The following is a 19527-nucleotide window of genomic DNA, read 5'->3' on the forward strand; positions in this document are numbered from 1 at the left end:
AGCCTACGCAGGGCGAGGGAGGCGACGGTGGCGCAGGGTCCCCGACGGACGGTCCGGCAGGTCGTGAGCGTGGTGGGGCTCGCCGTCGCGGTGGCCGCGTTTTTGTCCGTGGCGGCCGTCCGACACGGATTCTTCGACCTGAAGGTCTACTACGGCGCGCTGACCTGGTGGGTGCACGACGGCGGGGAGATCTACGACTTCCTCAAGCCCGGCACGCAGTACGGCTTCACCTATCCGCCCTTCGCCGCCCTGGTCATGCTGCCGATGGCGTACCTGCCGTGGTCGGCGGCGATCGTGGTGAGCGTGGCCGCCAGCGTGGTGGTCACCGCCGTGCTGTTCTGGTGGCTGGTCGACCCGATCTCCCGCCGGGCCGGCTGGACCCGCTGGTACGCCCTCGCCGTGGCGCTCTGCCTGGCCGCCGCGTACGAGCCGATGCGCGAGACGGTCAACTTCGGCCAGGTCAACATGCTGTTGCTCTTCCTGGTCGCGGTCGACCTGCTCCGGCTGCTGCCGGCCGGCAACCGCTGGGCCGGGGTGGGCATCGGCCTGGCCACGGCGATCAAGCTGACCCCGGGCATCTTCATCGTCTACCTGCTGGTCACCCGGCGCTGGCGGGCCGCGCTCACCTCGATGGCCGCCGCGGCCGGCGCGACCCTGTTCGCCGCCGCGCTCTTCCCCGACGCGTCGCGGGAGTTCTGGACCGAGGCGCTGTGGAACACCGGCCGGGTGGGCGAGTTGGCGTTCGTCTCCAACCAGTCGCTGCGCGGGGTGGTCGCCCGGCTGAATCCGGAACACCCGAGCACCCTGGCCTGGCTGGCGCTGGTGCTCGCCACGCTGGCGCTGTGGGCGTGGCGCTCCCGGGCCGCCGTGGCCGCCGGCGACGAGGCGACCGGCCTGGCGCTGACCGGCGCGGTGATGTGCCTGGTCAGCCCGGTCACCTGGGTGCACCACCTGGTCTGGTTGCTGCCCGCGCTGATCCTGCTGGTGGACAACGGCGTGGCCGCACCGGCCGGCGGCCGCCGACGCCGCGTCCTGCTGGGCGCCGCGATCGTCGGGTACGGCTTCCTGATCAGCCGGATCGTCTGGGCCTGGGAGAAGGACTTCACCGGGCTCGACGGCTTCCTCGGCAGCAACACCTACGTCTGGATCAGCCTGGCGCTGCTGGCGTTTCTGCCGGTCCGTCGCCTGGGCGACGCCGGCCGGATCAGCCGCCGCCGGGCGACGCCGGCCAGGTCAGCCGTCGAGGCGTCCGGCGTACCGCAGCTCGACGAGCCCGACCGGGGGTCGCCCGCCGGCCAACGGCACCGGGTAGGTTGACCGCTCACCGTCCGGTGACAGCCCCGCCCGCTCGTAGAACCGGCGGGCCCGGTGGTTGTCGGCCAGCACCCAGAGCCGGTAGTCGGACCAGCCCCGCCCGGCCAGGCCGGCGCGGGCCGAGGCCAGCAGCGCCCCCGCCGTGCCGTCGCCCCAGTGCGCCGGCTCGACGTACATCGCCACCACCTCCCCGTGCGCGAGGTCGAGGTCGCCCCGGTCCTGGTTGATCCGGTACGGGCCGAACGTGGTGAACCCGGCCAGCGTCCCGTCGGCCTCTGCGAGCAGGGTGGTGAACGGGTGCTCCGGATCGGCGGTGCCGAGGTCCCGGCGGCGCTGCGCCCACGCCGCGACGTTGAGCCGCCGCAGCACCTCGTCGGGCATGATCCCCGCGTAGCCGGCCTGCCACCCGTGGATGTGCACCCGGGCGACCGCCTCGGCGTCCTCGGGCTCCTCGTGCCGGATCGTGAGCATGCGTCCGTTCTATGCCCCGGCGGGCGATCGGTCCAGCGTCCGCTCCCGTGTCGTACGGGTGGATTAGGGTGCCCGACGATGGCCGCACCGGAAACACTCTCGCTCGCCCAGGCACGCCGGGTGGCGCTCGCCGCCCAGGGCTTCGCCGACCCCGCGCCCACCGGCGTGCCCACCCGCCGACACCTGCGCCGGGTGCTCGACCGGGTCGGGCTGATCCAGATGGATTCGGTCAACGTCCTGCAACGCGCGCACTACCTGCCGCTCTACAGCCGGCTCGGGCCCTACCCGACGTCGCTGCTCGACACCGCCGCCTACCGACGTCCCCGGGAGCTGTTCGAATACTGGGGCCACGAGGCGTCGCTGGTCCCCGTCGGGTCGCACCCGGCGTTGCGCTGGCGGATGGCCCGCGCCCACTCGCAGGCGTGGGGCGGGATGCGCCGGATCGCCGAGGAGCAGCCCGGGCTGGTCGCCTGGGTCCGCGACGAGGTGGCCGCCCGGGGGCCGCTCACCGCCGCCGAGATCGAGCACGACGCGCCCCGGGAGACCGGCAACTGGGGGTGGAACTGGTCGGCGGTGAAGCGGGCGCTGGAGTTCCTCTTCTGGGCCGGCGAGGTGACCGCCGCCGACCGCACCTCCTCGTTCGCCCGCCGCTACGACCTGCCGGAGCGGGTGCTGCCGGCCACCGTGCTGGACGCGCCCACGCCGACCGACGCCGAGGCGTACCGCACGCTGGTGGCCATCGCCGCGCGGTCGCTCGGGGTGGCCGCGGAGCCGGAGCTGCGCGACTACTTCCGGCTGCCCCTCGCCGGCGCCCGGCAGGCCATCGCGGAGCTGGTCGAGGCGGGCGAGCTGCTGCCGGTCGCCGTGCAGGGCTGGCGGCAGCCCGCCTGGCTGCACGCCGGGGCGCGGCTGCCCCGCTGGGTGCGCGGCAACACCCTGGTCAGTCCGTTCGACCCGCTGGTCTGGGAGCGGGCCCGCACCGAGCGGCTCTTCGACTTCAGCTACCGGATCGAGATCTACGTCCCGGCGCCGCAGCGGGTCCACGGCTACTACGTGCTGCCCTTCCTGCAGGGGGAGCGGTTCACCGCCCGGGTCGACCTGAAGGCCGATCGCAAGGCCGGGGTGCTGCTGGTGCCGGCCGCCTGGGTCGAGCCGGGCGCCGACCCGGGCGAGACCGCGTTGGCACTCGCCGCCGAGCTGCACCGCCTCGCCGGCTGGCTCGGCCTGGATGCGGTGGCGCCGCCCGCTGCCGGCGACCTGGCCGCCCCGCTGGCCGCCGCGCTGCTGGGCGTGGCCGGTGTACGGTGAGCCACGTGACGAGCGTTGACGGGCCGGCCCCCCAGCCGCATCCGCAGAGCGGCGGGGTCGACGCCCCGCCCCAGGCGTCTCAGTCGGGGCAGCCCCACACGGGGCCGGCGGGCGAGCCGGGTGCCTGGCCGGCGGGCGGGCCGGGTGCCTGGCCGGCGGGCGAGCCGGGTGCCTGGCCCGCCGGTGAGCCGGGTGCGTGGCCCGCGGGCCAGGTGCCGCCCTACCCGGTGCCGGAGCCGGACCGGCTGACCCGCTTCGTCGTCCGCCTCTACGACCGCTCGCCGCGCTGGGCCGTGCCGCTGGCCGCGCTCGGCTGCGTCGCCGCCGGCATCGGCTACACGCTGCTCAGCAACCCGACCCACGCCGCGCCGGACGCCGCGCCGACCTGCCTGCTCAAGCTGACCACGGGGCTGGACTGCCCGGGCTGCGGCGGCACCCGCGCGCTCTGGTACGTGCTGCACGCCGATCTGCCGGCCGCCGCCCGGCACCACTTCCTCTTCGTCTTCGCGCTGCCCTTCCTGGCCTACCTCTTCGTCGCCTGGGCGGGGAAGCAGGCGTTCGGCTGGCGCCTGCCCGAGCTGCAACTCAGCTCGAAGGTGATCGGCGGCTTCCTCGCCGCCTGGCTGGCCTTCTCGGTGGTACGCAACCTCCCCTGGGCGCCGTTCACCTCGCTCTACGTCTGACCCTCCTCCGGCGCGGCCCACGCTTTCCGAGGCGGCCCACGCCTCCAGACTTCCCGGCAGGGTCGAATGGGTCGGGTGGGTCGGGCGCGGCTCGGGCGCGGTGGGTCGGGTGGGTCGGGCGCGGCGGTCGTCGGCCCGTCGCACCATCGACTTCCGGCAGCCCACGGTGCCCTGCCGCGACACTGTCGAGCTGCCCCGTCTGTAGGACCACCACGGGTGGTGGGGGTCTGCTCGCCTCGCCCGGCCGCCCGCCGGGGCATTGACCTCGCAGAGTGGAACGTCATGGGTGTCACGCAGGGCTCGTGACACCCATGGCGTTCCACCGGCGGGCGGCGCGCACCCTCCTTGCGCGCCGGGCTCGCGGCCGCCGCCCGCGCCGCCGACCCGGTGGTGGCGCTTCCGCGCCGCCGGCCCGGTCGTGGCCGCTGTCGTCCGCGCCGACGACCGGTGGCGGTTGCCGGCCTCCCGACCGCTCGCGTGGCTCCCGACCGCTCGGGTGGCTGCCCGACCGCTCGGGTGGCTGCCCCGTCTGTGAGGGCAGCTCGCCAGCGTCGTCGCGCATCCACCCAGCGGCAGCCCGAGCGCGTCGAGATCTTGGCCACGTGTCGGTCAGGCGGACCGGCACCTGTCCGACCGTTTCGCAGCTCAACGACCCGTTCGGCTCGTGAGCCCAACTTTCCCCCACGACCGTGGGGCCACTACAGTGCCAGGAATGCCGGACATGGTGCAGCCACAGGTCAAGCTCATCGCGTGGACCCACTTCGAGGCCCCGGACGACGTGCCGTGGTCGACCGACGCCGAGGGCGGCCAGGCGCTCGCCGAGTTCGCCGGCCGGGCCTGCTACCAGAGCTGGAAGAAGCCCAACCCGGCCACGGCCACCAACGCCGGCTACCTCGCGCACATCCTCGAGGTCGGGCACCTGAGCGTGCTGGAGCACGGCTCGGTCAGCTTCTACTTCAGCGGCGTGTCCCGCTCGTTCACCCACGAGCTGATCCGGCACCGCCACTTCTCCTACTCCCAGCTCTCCCAGCGGTACGTGCCGGAGCGGGACGCCGCCATGGTCGAGCCCTCGGTGATCGCCGAGGACCCGGAGCTGCACAAGAAGTTCGTGGAGGCCGCCGAGGCGAGCGTGCGCGCGTACAACGAGCTGCTGGAGGGGCTGGAGCGGCGCTTCGCGGACGTGGAGAACGCCACGCTGCGGCGCAAGCAGGCCCGCCAGGCGGCCCGCGCCGTCCTGCCCAACGCCACCGAGACGCGGATCGTGGTCACCGGCAACTACCGGGCCTGGCGGCACTTCATCGCCATGCGCGCCACCGAGCACGCCGACGTCGAGATCCGCGAGCTGGCGGTGGAGTGCCTGCGGCAACTCCAGCGGGTCGCCCCGAACGTCTTCGCCGACTTCGTCGTCTCGGCCCTGCCCGACGGCACCGAGGTGGCCGCCAGCCCGCACGCCGAGCTGTCCTGAGCCCTTCCCCGGCGGGGTGCCGGTGGTCGTCCGCTAGGTTGGTGGCATGACGCACGACCACCCTGACACCCCCGCCCGGGCGGTGTCCCGCCCCTTCGGGCGAGTGCTCACGGCCATGGTGACCCCGTTCACCGCCGACGGCTCGCTCGACCTCGACGGCGCGGCGCGCCTCGCCAGCTACCTGGTGGACGAGCAGGGCAACGACGCGCTGGTGGTCAACGGCACCACCGGCGAGTCGCCGACCACCACCGACGCGGAGAAGGAACACCTGATCCGGGCGGTGGTGGAGGCCGTCGGCGACCGCGCCAAGGTCGTGGCGGGGGTCGGCACCAACGACACCCGGCACACCATCGAGCTGGCCACCGGCGCGGAGAAGGCCGGCGCGCACGGCCTGCTCGTGGTCACCCCGTACTACAACAAGCCGCCGCAGGCCGGCCTGCTGCGCCACTTCACCGCCGTCGCGGACGCCACCGGGCTGCCGGTGATGCTCTACGACATCCCGCACCGCTCCGGCGTGCCGATTGCCACCGAGACGATGGTGCGGCTGGCCGAGCACGGCCGGATCGTCGCGGTGAAGGACGCCAAGGGTGACCTGACCGCGACCGGCTGGGTCACCGCCCGCACCAACCTCGCCTTCTACAGCGGCGAGGACTCGCTGACCCTGCCCGCGCTGGCCGTGGGCGCCGTCGGCGTGGTCGGCACCTCGACCCACTTCACCGGCGCGCTCACCAAGCGGATGATCGAGGCGTACGACGCGGGGGACACCGCCGGCGCGCTGGACCTGCACCGGCGGCTGCTGCCGCTGTACACCGGCATCTTCCGCACCCAGGGCGTGATCCTGGTGAAGGCCGGCCTGGCCGCCGCCGGGATGCCCGCCGGCCCGGTGCGTCCGCCGCTGGTCGACGCGACCGACGACGAGATCGCCCAGCTCCGCGCGGACTGCGCGGCAGCGGGCCTGGAACTGCCCGAATGACCGAACGACACGACGGGCGCCGGGTGACGGCGCCGCAGAATGAGGTGGACGCGTGACCGAGGCGCACATCGAGGCGGAACTGCCCCCGCCGCTGCCGGAGGGTGGGCTGCGGATCATCCCGCTCGGCGGGCTCGGCGCCATCGGTCGCAACATGACCGTCTTCGAGTACGACGGCAAGCTGCTCGTCGTCGACTGCGGGGTGCTCTTCCCGGACGTGGAGCAGCCCGGCGTCGACCTGATCCTGCCGGACTTCGGCCCGATCCTCGACCGGCTCGACGACGTCCAGGCGATCGTGCTCACCCACGGCCACGAGGACCACATCGGCGCGGTTCCCTACCTGCTCGCGCACAAGCCCGACATCCCGCTGGTCGGTTCGCAGTTCACGCTGGCCCTGGTCGAGGCGAAGCTCGCCGAGCGGCGGATCCAGCCCTACACGCTGACCGTGCGGGAGGGCGGCCGGGAGCGGCTCGGCCCGTTCGAGTGCGAGTTCTTCGCGGTCAACCACTCGATCCCGGACGCGCTCGCGGTGGCCATCCGCACCCCGGCCGGCCTGGTGCTGCACACCGGCGACTTCAAGATGGACCAGCTCCCGCTGGACGGCCGGATCACCGACCTGGCCGGGTTCGCCCGGCTCGGCGCCGAGGGCGTGGACCTGCTGCTGTCGGACTCCACCAACGCGGAGATCCCCGGCTTCGTCACCCCCGAACGCGAGATCGGGCCGGTGCTCGACTCGATCTTCGCGAAGGCGCGCGGCCGGATCATCGTCGCCTCGTTCGCCTCGCACGTGCACCGGGTGCAGCAGGTCTTCGACTCCGCCGCCGAGCACGGCCGCAAGGTCGCCCTGATCGGCCGCTCCATGGTCCGCAACATGGGCATCGCCCGCGACCTCGGGCTGCTCAACATCCCGGCCGGGCTGGTCGTCGGGCTGGAAGAGGCGACCACCATGCCGCCCGAGCAGATCGTGCTGATGTCCACCGGCTCGCAGGGCGAGCCGATGAGCGCCCTGGGCCGGATGGCCAGCGGCGACCACCGGCACATCACCATCGCCCCCGGCGACACGGTGGTGCTCGCCTCGTCGCTGGTGCCCGGCAACGAGACGTCCGTCTACCGGGTCATCAACCGGCTGGCCCGGGCCGGCGCGGTGGTGGTGCACAAGGACGTGGCCAAGGTGCACGTCTCCGGCCACGCCCCCGCCGGCGAGCTGCTCTACCTGCTGAACGTGGTGCGCCCCAGCAACCTGATGCCGGTGCACGGTGAGTGGCGGCACCTGCGCGCGCACGCCCGGCTCGGCATCGAGTCCGGTGTCGCCCCCGACCGCGTGGTGCTCTGCGAGGACGGCGACGTCGTCGACCTCGTCGAGGGCCGGGCCAGCCTCGTCGGGCACGTGAAGAGCCGCTACGTCTACGTCGACGGCCTCGCCGTCGGCGACGTCAGCGAGTCGCTGCTCACCGAGCGGCGGATCCTCGGCGACGGCGGGTTCATCGCCACCACCGTGGTCGTCGACTCCGTGACCGGCAAGGTGGTCGGCGGTCCCACCCTCTCCGCCAAGGGCTTCTCGGAGGACCCGGAGGCGTTCAACCCGGTGATCCCGCTGGTCACCGAGGCCCTGAACCGGGCGGCGGCCGACGGCATCACCGACCCGCACCAGCTCCAGCAGATCGTCCGGCGCACCGTGGGGCGGTGGGTGAACGACGCGTACCGGCGCCGGCCCATGATCGTGCCCACCGTCGTCGAGGTCTGACCCCCGCTTCACCGACGCCCGCCCGCACCCCGTGTGCCGGCGGGCGTCGCGGCGTCCGGGGCCGTCGGCTCAGGCCAGCAGCGCGTTCAGCTCGCCGTAGCTGATCGCGCCGGCCAGCGAGTCGTACGAGCCGGAGCGCAGCGCCTCCGTGGCGGCGCGGCGGACCAGCCCGTACGCGGCCTCGGCGAGCGCCGAGCCGAGGCTGACCCGGGCCACCCCCAGCCCGGCCAGGGCGGCCACGGGGAGCGACCCCGGCCCGGCGAGCACGTTGACCGGCCCGTCGATCCCGGCGACCAGCGCCCCGATGGTCTCCGCGTCGACCACGCCCGGCACGAAGATGCCGTCCGCGCCCGCCGCCCGGTACGCCGCCGCCCGGCGCAGCGTCTCCGCCAGCCGGTCCGCCGGGTCGCCGACGGCCCGCAGGAACACGTCGGTGCGGGCGTTGACGAAGAGCCGTACCCCTGCCTCGTCGGCGGCCTCCCGGGCCGCCCGGATGCGGGCGCACTGCCCGTCGACCGGGCGCAGCGGGGACGTCCCTGCCGGCGGGGCGTCCTCGATGTTGACGCCGACCGCGCCGGCGGCGAGCACCGCGGTCACGGTGCGGGCGACCCCGGCCGGGTCGGCGGCGTACCCGCTCTCGATGTCGGCGGTGACCGGGACGGTGACGGCGGCGGCGACGCGGGCGACCACCGCCAGGGCGCCGTCCCGGTCCAGCTCGTCGCCGTCCGGCGCGCCCAGGCTCCAGGAGACGCCGGCGCTGGTGGTGGCGACGGCGGTCGCGCCGCAGTCGGCCACGATCCGCGCGCTGGCGGCGTCCCAGGCGTTGGGCAGCACGAGGGGGGAGCCGGGCCGGTGCAGGGAGTGCAGGAGCAGGGCGGTGCGCTGTCGGTGCGTCGTCATAGGCACGAGTCCACCAGGGCGGGAGGAGACCGTCCGGCGGGTTTCGGACCTCACCCGTGTGCCCGCCCGGCCGGTCAGGGCAGCGCGGCCACGGCATCGGCGTACGCGACGCCGGTGTCGACGGCCGCGTCGAGCAGGACCGTGAGCTGGGCCGGGGCCACCCCGTGCGCCAGGTCGGTGCTGACGTCGCCGGCCAGCACCAGCTCGCCCCCGAGGTCGTGCACGTACGCCTTCGGCAGCAGCCGGTCGTGGTTCCACGCGTTGCAGAACGCGTACGCCTCGGCGAGCCGGTCGGCCGGCAGCCGGCGGCTCGCCACCGCGCGCGCCCGGAGGATCTCGCCCCGCTCGCCGGCCCGGCGGAACTGGATGAGCGCCTCGCCCCACCGGCCGACCACGGTGCCGTCGGCGTCCACGGCGTAGTGGTCCCCGCGCCGGTCCAGGGCGGCCGTGATCATCTCCACGCTCAGCGGGCGTGGCTCCCCGTCGGCCGGCGGGTCGTCGTCGGCCGGGTCGCCCGGGTCGTCGTCGGGCGCGTCGTCCGGCGGCAGCGGCACCGGTGCGGCGAGCGGCCGCTCGGCCAGCCAGGACGCGATCCGGCCGGACTGGTGGCCGGTGCCGTTGCGGGCGTCGAAGCTGCCGGCCAGCGCGGTGGCCAACCCGAGCAGGGTGGCGCCGAGCGTGGCCACGTCGAGGTCGGCGGCCGGGCGGTCGCCGTACCCGGGTCGGTGCACCGTCCGGCCCCCCAGCCCCGCCTCGACGGCGAGCGCGCAGACCAGCGCCCCGGCGGCGGCGAACTCCATCGCGGACAGGTCGTCGTGCGGCCGGTCCAGCCGGGGCAGCTGCTCGGCCAGGACGTCCAGCCCCCGGGCGGGGTGCCCGCCCAGCGCGCACCACCGCAGGTGCGCGGCGAGGTACGGGAAGGCGGCCTGCTCCCGCCGGTGCCGCCGGTACGCCCGCACGTGCGCCTCGGCTGCCCGCGCCGGCTCCCCGGCGCGCAGCCAGGGCAGCAGCCCGGCGGCCAGCGCCCGCTCGGGTTGCTCGGTGCAGCCGCCCGTGCCGGCCGCCGTTTCCGCCAGCGCGTCCAGCGCGGCCCGGTGGTCGCCCCACCCGGCGAGCAGTTCCGCCCGCCGGGCCGGCGCGCAGCCGGGGCAGCCGCCGGCCGGCGCTGCCCCGGCCGCCGACCAGCGGTCGAACCACCGCCGGGCGGCCGGCTCGTCGCCCAGGTGGTCGGCGATCCGGCAGCGCAGCTCGGCGACCACCGCCGCGTCCCCGCCCGACCCGCCGGCGCCGCCGTGGCCCGTCGCGCCCGCCGGGGCGCGGCCGTGGCCCGTTACGCCCGCCGGGACGGGGCCGTGGCCCGTTACGCCCGCCTGGGCGGCACCGCCGGAGCCTGTCCCGCAGGCCGGGTCGGCTGCGTCGCCGTCCGGCGGGACGGGGGAGCGGGCGGTGGCCCGGGCGGCGAGATCGTCCAGCATGGCCAGGGCCTGGTCCAGCCCGACCCGGGGGCTGCCGAGCAGGGCCTCCACGGCGTACCGCTGGTACCGCAGCAGCAGCGCGGCGTCCGGGCCGGGCAGCAGGTCGGGGCGACGGTCGACGGCGGCGAGGCAGCGGCGTACCGGCTCGACCAGCCGCCACCGCTCCCCGTGCAGCAGATAGCCCTCGATCAGCGCGAACCGGGCCTCCACCGCGGACCGGTCGTCGCCGGTGGCGTCGGCGTGCGCGGCGATCCGTTCCAGCTCCGCGCCGCGGGCCTCGCCGTCGGGCGCGTCGCGGGCGTCGGCGAGCGCCTCGGCCAGCGCCGGGTCCCGGTGCCCGCCCCCGCGCCGCCGCCCGCCCCACCGGCCGGTCGGCCCGAAGGGGTCCAGCCCGCGAGGGGCCGGCTCCCCGCCCCGGCCCGTCACGCCACGACCCCGCCGGGCAGCCGGGCGACCTCGGTGGCGAGCTGGCAGCCGGTGGCGATGCCGCAGTCGAGCAGCTGGTCGAGCTGGTGCGGGGTGACCCCGCGCTCCAGGTCGGTGATGACCTCGCCGCAGACCCGGGCCCGCCCGTCGTCCTCGACGTGCACGAACGCCTTCGGCCAGAGCCGGTCGTGGTTCCACGCGTTGCAGAAGGCGTGCAGCGCCGGCACGTACTCGATCGGGAACGTCGGCGCGGCCAGGGTGCGGACCTGGAGCAGCTCACCGGCGGCGCCCGGCCGCAGGAACCAGATCAGGCTGTCGGCCCAGCGGCCGACCAGGTCGCCGTCCGCGTCGGCCTGGACCACGTACCCCCGGCTGTGCAGCACGGCGGCGATCAGCTCACCGGTCAGCGGTCGCAGCGCCGCCGGGTGTCCGGCCAGGGGGCCGTCCGGACCGTCCTCGATTCCCGGCGACGCCATCGGGCATCCCTTCTGAGGCAGATATCACGTGAAGCGGCGCGGTCCGCGCTGCGACGCGCGGACACGACCCGGAAAAGCGGCGATCTGCCGGGTCACGCCGTTAAGTTGATGCTATGGCGGGCCGTACCTCTCAGGCGAGTCGGCGGCGCGGCGCGTCGCCGCGTGGCACCACGAACAGCCGTGCCCGCCAGCCGGCGAAGAAGACCGCCCGGCCGGCCCCCCGGCGGCGGCCCGCGGCGCGGCCGGGCCCGGGGCTCCTCGTCGGGCGCGCGGTCGGCGCACTGTGGATGGGGCTGGCGCACGGCGTCGGTTGGGCGTTCCGCGCCGCCGGCCGGCAGGCCGCCTCGGCCCGCGGGCTCGACCCGGAGCACCGCCGTGACGGCGCGGGGCTGTTGGTCTTCGGTCTCGCCCTGCTCAGCGCGGTGGCCATCTGGTTCTCCGGCGCCGGCCCGGTCGGCGAGCAGCTGGCCGACACCGTCCGGCTCTTCCTCGGCGCGATCGCCATCGTGGTGCCGGTGCTGCTGATGATCGGGGCCTGGCGTCTCATGCGCGAGCCCGGCGACCCGGAGCACCGCGGCCGGGGGCTGGTCGGCTGGGGCTCGATGCTGGTCGCCACCGCCGCGATGCTGCACATCGGGCAGAACCCGGTCGACGCGGTCCAGCGCGACTTCGCCGGCGGCCTGGTCGGCGCGGGCGTGGGCAGCCTGTTGGAGCGGGCCGTCACCGCCTGGGTCGCCGTGCCGCTGCTGATCCTGCTGCTGGTCTTCGGCCTGCTGGTGGTCACCGCGACGCCGATCAACAAGATCCCGGAGCGGCTCGGCCTGCTCGCCGGCACCCTGGTCGCCCCGCCGGCGGAGGAGGAGACGGACGAGGCGCCCGCGAAGCCCGCCCGCAAGCGCGCGACGAAGCGGGCGGCGCCGCCGCCGGTCGACCCGGCGGAGTTCGACGACGAACTCGACGGGGCGGACCTCCAGGAAACCCTCGTGCTGCCCCGCAAGCGCCCCGGCAAGGTCCCGGCCAGCCGCAAGCCGGTCGAGCCGCCGGAGCACTCGCCCGCACCGACCCGGGCCGAGCAGCTCGCGCTGACCGGGCTGGCCGGCGACTACACCCTGCCGCCGGCGAACATGCTCAGCAGCGGCGCGGCCCCGAAGAGCCGGAGCCGGGCCAACGACGAGGTGATCGCCGCGCTCACCGGCGTCTTCGAGCAGTTCGACGTGGACGCCGCCGTCACCGGCTTCACCCGCGGGCCGACCGTCACCCGCTACGAGGTGGAGCTGGGCCCGGGCGTCAAGGTCGAGCGGATCACCCAGCTCTCCCGCAACATCGCGTACGCGGTGAAGTCGCCGGACGTGCGGATCCTCAGCCCGATCCCGGGCAAGAGCGCGGTCGGCGTGGAGATCCCGAACACCGACCCGGAGAACGTGGCGCTCGGCGACGTGCTGCGCTCGCGGGCCGCCACCGGCGACCACCACCCGATGGTGGTGGCGCTCGGCAAGGACATCGAGGGCGGCTACGTGGTGGCAAACCTCGCCAAGATGCCGCACATCCTGATCGCCGGCGCGACCGGCGCGGGCAAGTCGTCCTGCCTGAACTCGCTGCTGGTGTCCATTCTCACCCGGGCCACGCCGGACGAGGTGCGGCTGCTGCTGATCGACCCGAAGCGGGTCGAGATGACCGGCTACGAGGGCATCCCGCACCTGGTCACGCCGATCGTGACCAACGCCAAGAAGGCGGCCGACTCGCTGGAGTGGGTCGTCCGCGAGATGGACATGCGCTACGACGACCTCGCCGCCAACGGGGTCCGGCACATCGACGACTTCAACCGCAAGGTGCGCACCGGCGAGATCAAGGCCCCGCCGGGCAGCGAGCGGGAGATGCGCCCGTACCCGTACCTGCTGGTGATCGTGGACGAGCTGGCCGACCTGATGATGGTCGCCCCGCGCGACGTGGAGGACTCGGTCGTCCGGATCACCCAGCTCGCCCGCGCGGCCGGCATCCACCTGGTGCTGGCCACCCAGCGCCCGTCGGTCGACGTGGTCACCGGCCTGATCAAGGCGAACGTGCCGTCCCGGCTGGCGTTCGCCACCTCCTCCCTGGCCGACTCGCGGGTCATCCTCGACCAGCCGGGCGCGGAGAAGCTGCTCGGCCGCGGCGACGGTCTCTTCCTGCCGATGGGCGCCTCGAAGCCGATCCGGATCCAGGGCGCCTGGGTGACCGAGCGCGAGATCGCCGACGTGGTGAAGTTCTGCAAGAGCCAGCGCGAGCCGGAGTTCCGCCCCGATGTGCTCGCCGCGCCGGACAGCGGCAAGAAGAAGATCGACGAGGACATCGGCGACGACCTCGACCTGCTGGTGCAGGCCGTCGAGCTGGTGGTCACCTCGCAGTTCGGCTCGACCTCCATGTTGCAGCGCAAGCTGCGGGTCGGCTTCGCCAAGGCGGGGCGGCTGATGGACCTGATGGAGACCCGGGGCGTGGTCGGCCCGTCGGAGGGCTCCAAGGCCCGCGACGTGCTGGTCAAGCCCGACGAGCTGGAGGAGGTCCTGGTCGGCCTGCGCGGCGGCGAGGAGTGACGCCGACCGGGCGCCGACGCGTTGCCGGCTCCTTCGGCCCGCCCTGGTCGACCGGGTAGGACACGGACGGGCCCGCCGGAAGCCGGCGGGCCCGTCCGTGGGGGAGCGGCGGTCAGGAGTTGTAGAGGGCAGCGCCGATGACCATGCCGATGATCGCGCCGGCCACGCTGGCGACGGCGGCGTACCAGCCGAGCGGCTTGTCGCCGAGCACGGCGCCGACGATCCCGAGGATCAGGCCGGCGAGGCCGAACAGCGGCGGCAGGAACAGGATCGCGATGACCGCGAAGACGAAGCCCAGGATGGTGCAGATGCGGGCGGCGCCACTGCGCGGGCGGGCGGTGGTGGGCATGTCGGCCATGTCTGCCTCCGGTGGGTGAGAGCCTGCGTTACCAGGCCGACCTCTACCCACTGTGGCCGTTCGTCACGCCTCGGGCCCGTGTCCTCAGTGGAAGATCTTCAGGCCCACGATGCCGGCGATCACCAACAGGAGGCAGGCGATCCGGGGCAGGTTGGCCGGCTCGTTCAGCGCGAGCATCCCGACCAGGGCGGTGCCGACCGTCCCGATGCCGACCCAGACGGCGTAGCCGGTGCCGACCGGGATCTCGCGAAGCGCGTACCCCAGCCCGGCCATGCTGAGCACCAGCGTCACCACGAAGACCGCCGACGGGACGGGACGGCTGAAGCCGGCGCTGCGGTCGAGGGCGATCGCCCACGCCGTCTCCAGGAGTCCGGAGATCACCAGCACGATCCAGGCCATTGAAGATCACCTCTGCGGTTGCGCCCGGACCTCCGGGGCCGGGACGAGTCGGGTCTGCACGTCACGCGGGCGTCTTGGCCTGACCGGGTACGCCCACCACTCGTCCGGGACGGCCGTGGCCGTCAGGGCCGACGCTAGCACCGAACGGGACGTGCCGGAGGAGGGTGGTGAGCCCCGCCACCCCTCGTTGACCTTAACTTGACTTCAACTTGCAGTATGGGCGCATGCCGCTGCTCTTCTCCGACGCCGAGGTCACCGCCGCGCTGGACGCCCCCACCACCGTGGCGGCCATGCGGGACGCCCTGCTCGCCGCGTACGCCGGCCGCCTGGTGGCCCCGCCCCGGGCCGCCGCGCCGCTGGGTGGGGGGCGGATGGTGCTCACCGCCGGGCACCTCACCGGCGAGTGGTACGGCTTCCGCTCGTACGACACGTTCGGGCACCCGGAGAGCGAGCAGGTGGTGGTGCTGCACGACGGGCGTACGGGGGCGGTCCGGGCGGTGGCGGTCGGGGAGGAGCTGGGCTCCCGCCGCACCGGCGGGCTCGGCGGGGCCGCCGTGGACGCCCTGGCCCGCCCGGACGCCGCGACCCTGGGCGTGGTCGGTTCGGGCCGGCAGGCGTGGACGCAGGTCTGGGCGGCGGCTGCGGTCCGCCCGCTGCGCGAGGTCACGGTGCACAGCCGCTCCGCCGTCCGGCGAGAGGCGTTCGCCGCCCGGGTGCGCGCCGAGCTGGGCGTGCCGGCGCGCGCCGTGGCGTCGGCCCGGGCCGCCGTGGCCGACCGCGACGTCGTGGTGCTCGCCACCACCAGCGTCACCCCGGTGCTCGACGCCGCCGACCTCGCTCCCGGCACCCACGTCAACACGGTCGGCTTCAAGCAGGCCGACCGGCACGAGTTCGGCCCCGACCTGCTGGACGCCGCCGACCTGCTGGTCACCGACTCGCCGGCGCAGGCCGCCGCGTACGATCCGCCGATGCTCGCGGCGCTCCCGGCGTACGCCGGGCGCCTGCGCGACCTGGGCGGGGTGCTGGCCGGCGCGGTGCCGGGCCGGACCGGCGCGGACCAGGTCTCGGTCTTCTGCTCGACCGGCCTGGCCGGAACCGAGGTGTTCCTGCTCGACCGCCTGGTCCGGGTCGGCGCGGCGACCGTCTGACCGGCGCGGCGTCCGTCACCCCGGCGCCGAGCCACGAAGGAAGGGCCCCTTCCTCTACCGAATCCGTTAACAAGGTGCCCTTCCTTGCAGGACGGGCGTGCGTGGGGGGTCGCGGGCGGCCCGGTACCCTCGGATGGTGTCTGCCACCTCCTCTTCCGACAACTCCGACGGCCGCCGGGTCGCCCTGCTGACGCTGGGCTGCGCCCGCAACGAGGTCGACTCGGAGGAGTTGGCCGCCCGGCTGCACGCTGACGGCTGGCAGGTCACCACCGACGGCGAGGGCGCCGACGTGGTGGTCGTGAACACCTGCGGCTTCGTGGAGAAGGCGAAGCAGGACTCCATCCAGACCCTGCTGGCCGCCGCCGACACCGGCGCGAAGGTGGTCGCGGCCGGCTGCATGGCCGAGCGATACGGCCGTGAGCTGGCCGACAGCCTCCCCGAGGCGCAGGCCGTGCTCAGCTTCGACGACTACCCGGACATCGCCGCCCGGCTGGACGCCGTGGTCGCCGGCGAGGCGATCCACGCGCACACCCCACGCGACCGCCGCGAGCTGCTCCCGCTGACCCCGGTCTCCCGCCGGGACAGCGCGGTGTCGCTGCCCGGCCACGGCACCCCCGCCCGGGGCGTCACCGAGACCGACGAGCACACCCCGGCGCACCTGCGCCAGGTGCTGCGCCGCCGGCTCGACACCGGCCCGGTCGCCTCGCTGAAGCTCGCCAGCGGCTGCGACCGGCGCTGCGCGTTCTGCGCCATCCCCGCCTTCCGCGGCGCCTTCGTCTCGCGTACGCCGGACGAGCTGCTCGCCGAGGCGGAGTGGCTGGCCAAGACCGGCGTCCGCGAGCTGGTGCTGGTCAGCGAGAACTCGACCTCGTACGGCAAGGACCTGGGTGATCCCCGGGCGCTGGAGAAGCTGCTGCCGCAGCTCGCCGCGATCGACGGCATCGTCCGGGTGCGGGCGAGCTACCTCCAGCCGGCCGAGACCCGGCCCGGCCTGGTCGAGGCGATCGCCACCACGCCCGGCGTGGCCCCGTACTTCGACCTGTCGTTCCAGCACTCCAGCGAGTCGGTGCTGCGCCGGATGCGCCGCTTCGGCTCCACCGACCGGTTCCTGGAGCTGCTGGCGAGCGCCCGCGCCCTGGCCCCGGAGGCGGGCGCGCGGAGCAACTTCATCGTCGGCTTCCCGGGCGAGACCCGCGCCGACTACCAGGAGCTGGTCCGCTTCCTGACCGAGGCGCGGCTCGACGCGATCGGCGTGTTCGACTACAGCGACGAGGATGGCACCGAGGCCGCCGGGCTGCCCGGCAAGGTCTCCGCCGCCACCGTCAAGCGCCGGTACGACCGGCTCGGCGCGCTCGCCGACGAGCTCTGTTCGCAGCGGGCCGAGGAGCGGCTTGGCTCCACCGTCGAGGTGCTGGTCGACTCGGTCGCCGACGGCGTGGTCGAGGGGCGGGCGGCCCACCAGGCCCCCGAGGTCGACGGCTCGACCACCCTCGTCGCGCCGTCCGGTGGCGGGGTGGACCTCGCCGCGCTGCGCCCCGGCGACCTGGTGCGGGCGACGGTGACGGGCACCGAAGGGGTGGACCTCGTCGCGGTCCCGGATGAGATGATCTCGGCTGCGCCCGGCGCGGCACGGTGACGGCGGGCCCGGACAGAGCGGGGGAGCCACGTGGTGGGGTGCCAGATGCGCCACGGCGGCCGGAGCGGGGGACGGCGGTGACCGGGGCGACGGATTCCACGCCGGCGCCGGTGGTGGCCCGGGTGCCCGTGCTGAACGCGGCGAACGCGCTCACCGCGCTGCGGCTGGTCCTGGTGCCGATCTTCGGCGCGTCCCTGGTCATCTCGGGGATGACCCACGCCGGCTGGCAGATGGCCGCCTGCCTGATCTTCGCCGTCGCCTCGGTGACCGACCTGGTCGACGGCTGGATCGCCCGCCGCTTCGCCCTGGTCACCTCGGTCGGCAAGGTCGCCGACCCGATCGCCGACAAGGCGCTCACCGGCGCCGCGTTGCTGCTGCTCTCCTGGTATGACCGGCTGCCCTGGTGGGTGACCACGGTGATCCTCGTCCGCGAGCTGGGCATCACCGGGCTGCGCTTCTGGGTGATCCGGCACGGGGTGATCGCGGCCAGCCGGGGCGGCAAGATCAAGACAGCGCTCCAGATCCTCGCGATCACCTGGTACCTGTGGCCGATGCCGGCCGCCCTCGCCGCCGTCGGTCCGTGGATCATGGCCGCGGCGGTCGGGGTCACGGTGGTCACCGGTTTCGACTACGTCGCCCAGGCCCTGCGCCTGCGCCGGCCCGCCTCCTGACCCGGTCCCCCGGCCGGGCGGCGGTCCGGGGATCCAGGCCGCCCACCCTGTGATCCTGTCGGCTCGGGGAGGATGAGTACGCCCGGCGGGGCGCGGGAAGGATCTGGGACATGGAGAGTGACGCGGACGGCGCGCGGCCGGTGGGCAGCCCGGCGGCGGGCGTGGTGCACCGGCTGGCGGAGCGCCACGAGACCCTGGCCACGGTGGAGTCGCTGACCGGGGGGCTGCTGGCCGCCTCGATCGTGGAGATCGCCGGGGTGAGCGGCATCTTCCGGGGCGGGCTGGTGGTCTACGCCACCGAGCTGAAGTCGCAGCTCGCCGGCGTGGCAGAGGATCTGCTGGCCGACCGCGGGCCCGTCGACCCGGATGTGGCGGTGGCCCTCGCGGAGGGCGGGCGACAGCGCTGCGGAGCCGACTGGGGCCTGGCCACGACCGGGGTGGCCGGCCCGGAGCCGCAGGACGGCAAGCCGGTCGGGCTGGTCTACGTGGCGGTGGCCGGGCCCGCCGGGGTCGACGTCCGGCAGCTCGACCTGGACGGTGGCCGCGACCACATCCGCTCCGCGGCGGTCGTCGAGGCGCTGCGGCTGCTCGCCGAGCGGATCCACCACGCCGACGCGGGCGGGGCCGAAGCCGGGCGGACCGACACCGCCGCCGCCGGGCGGCGCTGAGCCGTCCCGCGCGGCCGGGCCGTCTCGCGCGGCCGGGCCGTCTCGCGCGGCCGGGCCGTCTCGCGCGGCCGGGCCGTCTCGCGCGGCCGAGCCGGGCCTCGCCCGGCCCCGCAAGCCGAGCCGACCCCCGCAACGCGGGCCCACGTCCCACGCCGAGCCGATCCCACAGGCTGAGCAGACTCCGCAATCCGAGAGGCGGGGTGGGATGTCGGCGGGGCCGGCAACGGGTACGGTTGCGGGAAGGCTCCGACGGTCGGAGCCGGCACGACGTGCCGGACGGCCGCACGAAACAGTGGTGTCCCTCAGGGGAGGTGCGAATGGTCCTGCTACGCCGGGTTATCGGTGACGCACTGCGGGCGCGCCGGCAGGGGCAGCATCGCACCCTGCGCGAGGTCTCCTCCGCCGCCAACGTCAGCCTGGGCTACCTCTCCGAGATCGAGCGCGGCCAGAAGGAGCCGTCCAGCGAGCTGCTGGCGGCGATCTGCGACGCGCTGGGCGCGCGCCTGTCCGAGCTGCTGCGCGAGGTCAGCGACACGGTCGCGCTCGCCGAGCAGATGCCGGGCGTGCTCGTGCCGGTGCAGGACGAGACCGTCGACACCACCGGGGTGACCGCGGTGCGCAAGGCCACCGGCCGGGGCGTGCACCAGGTCAGCTCCGACGGCAAGGTCGCCGTACAGGTCCGCCAGGATTCGCCGCTGAAGGCCACGCTGCGCACCTCCCGCGTCCGCGGAGGCGACCGCGACGTGGTCTGCGCCGCCTGACCCACCCCACCCCCGTCCGCGTCCCATGGTCGCGGTGGCGACCGCCGCGTAGGGTTGATCGCGGACGGCGTCGGCGCTCGCTTC

At 74.9% G+C, this 19527-nt stretch carries 18 protein-coding genes and 1 riboswitch; of the genes, 12 read left to right on the forward strand and 6 right to left on the reverse strand.

All coding sequences use genetic code 11. From position 1 onward, the window contains the following. Window positions 1-27: 27 nt before the first annotated feature. Window positions 28-1317 (forward strand): glycosyltransferase 87 family protein, encoded by a 1290-nt coding sequence (locus ACGFZ2_RS09625; RefSeq protein WP_393451794.1) that lies wholly within the window; start codon window positions 28-30, stop codon window positions 1315-1317. On the opposite strand, the gene ACGFZ2_RS09630 is transcribed toward ACGFZ2_RS09625, so the two are convergent. Beyond that, window positions 1234-1785 (reverse strand): GNAT family N-acetyltransferase, encoded by a 552-nt coding sequence (locus tag ACGFZ2_RS09630; RefSeq protein WP_393265556.1) that lies wholly within the window; start codon window positions 1783-1785, stop codon window positions 1234-1236. The two genes, ACGFZ2_RS09625 and ACGFZ2_RS09630, sit on opposite strands and share 84 nt — an antisense overlap. 78 nt (window positions 1786-1863) lie before the next feature. Here ACGFZ2_RS09630 and ACGFZ2_RS09635 point away from each other — a divergent pair, with 78 nt between their 5' ends. The 5 genes from ACGFZ2_RS09635 to ACGFZ2_RS09655 all read left to right on the forward strand — a co-directional run bounded on the left by ACGFZ2_RS09635 (window position 1864) and on the right by ACGFZ2_RS09655 (window position 7955). Further along, the gene (locus ACGFZ2_RS09635) at window positions 1864-3093 is read left to right on the forward strand and encodes a winged helix-turn-helix domain-containing protein (protein ID WP_393265553.1); all 1230 of its coding nucleotides are present in this window, start codon (window positions 1864-1866) and stop codon (window positions 3091-3093) included. After that, window positions 3090-3776 (forward strand): DUF2752 domain-containing protein, encoded by a 687-nt coding sequence (locus ACGFZ2_RS09640; RefSeq protein WP_393451797.1) that lies wholly within the window; start codon window positions 3090-3092, stop codon window positions 3774-3776. Before ACGFZ2_RS09635 ends, ACGFZ2_RS09640 begins: the two co-directional genes overlap by 4 nt. Window positions 3777-4497: 721 nt before the next feature. Further along, entirely contained in the window at window positions 4498-5241 is a 744-nt protein-coding gene (thyX, locus tag ACGFZ2_RS09645) for an FAD-dependent thymidylate synthase (RefSeq protein WP_393265615.1), read from the forward strand. A gap of 46 nt (window positions 5242-5287) precedes the next feature. Then, window positions 5288-6214 carry a 4-hydroxy-tetrahydrodipicolinate synthase gene (gene dapA, locus ACGFZ2_RS09650; protein WP_393265547.1) on the forward strand — a complete coding sequence of 309 codons (927 nt, stop codon included), beginning with the start codon at window positions 5288-5290 and terminating at the stop codon, window positions 6212-6214. Window positions 6215-6266: 52 nt separating this feature from the next. Next, window positions 6267-7955 carry a ribonuclease J gene (locus tag ACGFZ2_RS09655; RefSeq protein WP_393451800.1) on the forward strand — a complete coding sequence of 563 codons (1689 nt, stop codon included), beginning with the start codon at window positions 6267-6269 and terminating at the stop codon, window positions 7953-7955. 69 nt (window positions 7956-8024) lie between these two features. Here the strand turns inward: ACGFZ2_RS09655 and ACGFZ2_RS09660 are convergent, their stop codons facing one another. The 3 genes from ACGFZ2_RS09660 to ACGFZ2_RS09670 form a co-directional block, all read right to left on the reverse strand. After that, window positions 8025-8855, reverse strand: a complete 831-nt coding sequence (locus ACGFZ2_RS09660) for an isocitrate lyase/phosphoenolpyruvate mutase family protein (RefSeq protein ID WP_393265543.1) — start codon at window positions 8853-8855, stop codon at window positions 8025-8027. Between the two features lie 74 nt (window positions 8856-8929). After that, complete coding sequence (locus tag ACGFZ2_RS09665) at window positions 8930-10651, reverse strand: YbjN domain-containing protein (protein WP_393452567.1); 1722 nt, start codon at window positions 10649-10651, stop codon at window positions 8930-8932. A gap of 101 nt (window positions 10652-10752) precedes the next feature. After that, the gene (locus tag ACGFZ2_RS09670) at window positions 10753-11232 is read right to left on the reverse strand and encodes a YbjN domain-containing protein (protein WP_393265537.1); all 480 of its coding nucleotides are present in this window, start codon (window positions 11230-11232) and stop codon (window positions 10753-10755) included. A gap of 113 nt (window positions 11233-11345) precedes the next feature. Between ACGFZ2_RS09670 and ACGFZ2_RS09675 the strand changes: the two genes are divergently transcribed. Then, entirely contained in the window at window positions 11346-13802 is a 2457-nt protein-coding gene (locus ACGFZ2_RS09675; protein WP_393451803.1) for a DNA translocase FtsK, read from the forward strand. Between the two features lie 112 nt (window positions 13803-13914). On the opposite strand, the gene ACGFZ2_RS09680 is transcribed toward ACGFZ2_RS09675, so the two are convergent. Both ACGFZ2_RS09680 and ACGFZ2_RS09685 read right to left on the reverse strand, forming a co-directional pair. Further along, window positions 13915-14160 (reverse strand): hypothetical protein, encoded by a 246-nt coding sequence (locus ACGFZ2_RS09680; protein ID WP_393451806.1) that lies wholly within the window; start codon window positions 14158-14160, stop codon window positions 13915-13917. A gap of 84 nt (window positions 14161-14244) precedes the next feature. After that, a complete protein-coding gene (locus ACGFZ2_RS09685; RefSeq protein ID WP_350705037.1) occupies window positions 14245-14559 on the reverse strand; it encodes a multidrug efflux SMR transporter in 315 nt (104 codons plus the stop codon). A 62-nt stretch (window positions 14560-14621) separates the two neighbouring features. Continuing rightward, window positions 14622-14686: riboswitch (guanidine-III (ykkC-III) riboswitch) on the reverse strand. Window positions 14687-14783: 97 nt separating this feature from the next. Between ACGFZ2_RS09685 and ACGFZ2_RS09690 the strand changes: the two genes are divergently transcribed. The 5 genes from ACGFZ2_RS09690 to ACGFZ2_RS09710 all read left to right on the forward strand — a co-directional run bounded on the left by ACGFZ2_RS09690 (window position 14784) and on the right by ACGFZ2_RS09710 (window position 19443). Next, entirely contained in the window at window positions 14784-15707 is a 924-nt protein-coding gene (locus tag ACGFZ2_RS09690) for an ornithine cyclodeaminase family protein (protein ID WP_393265531.1), read from the forward strand. 133 nt (window positions 15708-15840) lie between these two features. Next, a complete protein-coding gene (gene rimO / locus ACGFZ2_RS09695; RefSeq protein WP_393265528.1) occupies window positions 15841-17343 on the forward strand; it encodes a 30S ribosomal protein S12 methylthiotransferase RimO in 1503 nt (500 codons plus the stop codon). A gap of 77 nt (window positions 17344-17420) precedes the next feature. Further along, window positions 17421-18014 carry a CDP-diacylglycerol--glycerol-3-phosphate 3-phosphatidyltransferase gene (gene pgsA, locus ACGFZ2_RS09700; RefSeq protein WP_393451809.1) on the forward strand — a complete coding sequence of 198 codons (594 nt, stop codon included), beginning with the start codon at window positions 17421-17423 and terminating at the stop codon, window positions 18012-18014. 110 nt (window positions 18015-18124) lie between these two features. Then, complete coding sequence (locus tag ACGFZ2_RS09705) at window positions 18125-18682, forward strand: CinA family protein (RefSeq protein WP_393265524.1); 558 nt, start codon at window positions 18125-18127, stop codon at window positions 18680-18682. A gap of 317 nt (window positions 18683-18999) precedes the next feature. Continuing rightward, on the forward strand, window positions 19000-19443 hold the full coding sequence (locus tag ACGFZ2_RS09710) for a helix-turn-helix domain-containing protein (RefSeq protein ID WP_393451812.1): 444 nt from the start codon (window positions 19000-19002) through the stop codon (window positions 19441-19443). Window positions 19444-19527 lie beyond the last annotated feature (84 nt).

The sequence above is a fragment of the Micromonospora sp. NPDC048063 genome, assembly GCF_043202855.1.
In the GTDB taxonomy this organism is placed as follows: Bacteria; Actinomycetota; Actinomycetes; order Mycobacteriales; family Micromonosporaceae; genus Micromonospora.

What these genes read in the sequence shown, in the direction of transcription:
- ACGFZ2_RS09630 (WP_393265556.1), bottom strand. Translation starts at nt 1,785, where the DNA reads ATGCTCACGATCCGGCACGAGGAGCCCGAGGACGCCGAGGCGGTCGCC.
- ACGFZ2_RS09635 (WP_393265553.1), top strand. Translation starts at nt 1,864, where the DNA reads ATGGCCGCACCGGAAACACTCTCGCTCGCCCAGGCACGCCGGGTGGCG.
- thyX (WP_393265615.1), top strand. Translation starts at nt 4,498, where the DNA reads ATGGTGCAGCCACAGGTCAAGCTCATCGCGTGGACCCACTTCGAGGCC.
- dapA (WP_393265547.1), top strand. Translation starts at nt 5,288, where the DNA reads ATGACGCACGACCACCCTGACACCCCCGCCCGGGCGGTGTCCCGCCCC.
- ACGFZ2_RS09660 (WP_393265543.1), bottom strand. Translation starts at nt 8,855, where the DNA reads ATGACGACGCACCGACAGCGCACCGCCCTGCTCCTGCACTCCCTGCAC.
- ACGFZ2_RS09670 (WP_393265537.1), bottom strand. Translation starts at nt 11,232, where the DNA reads ATGGCGTCGCCGGGAATCGAGGACGGTCCGGACGGCCCCCTGGCCGGA.
- ACGFZ2_RS09675 (WP_393451803.1), top strand. Translation starts at nt 11,346, where the DNA reads ATGGCGGGCCGTACCTCTCAGGCGAGTCGGCGGCGCGGCGCGTCGCCG.
- ACGFZ2_RS09680 (WP_393451806.1), bottom strand. Translation starts at nt 14,160, where the DNA reads ATGGCCGACATGCCCACCACCGCCCGCCCGCGCAGTGGCGCCGCCCGC.
- ACGFZ2_RS09685 (WP_350705037.1), bottom strand. Translation starts at nt 14,559, where the DNA reads ATGGCCTGGATCGTGCTGGTGATCTCCGGACTCCTGGAGACGGCGTGG.
- ACGFZ2_RS09690 (WP_393265531.1), top strand. Translation starts at nt 14,784, where the DNA reads ATGCCGCTGCTCTTCTCCGACGCCGAGGTCACCGCCGCGCTGGACGCC.
- rimO (WP_393265528.1), top strand. Translation starts at nt 15,841, where the DNA reads ATGGTGTCTGCCACCTCCTCTTCCGACAACTCCGACGGCCGCCGGGTC.
- ACGFZ2_RS09705 (WP_393265524.1), top strand. Translation starts at nt 18,125, where the DNA reads ATGGAGAGTGACGCGGACGGCGCGCGGCCGGTGGGCAGCCCGGCGGCG.
- ACGFZ2_RS09710 (WP_393451812.1), top strand. Translation starts at nt 19,000, where the DNA reads ATGGTCCTGCTACGCCGGGTTATCGGTGACGCACTGCGGGCGCGCCGG.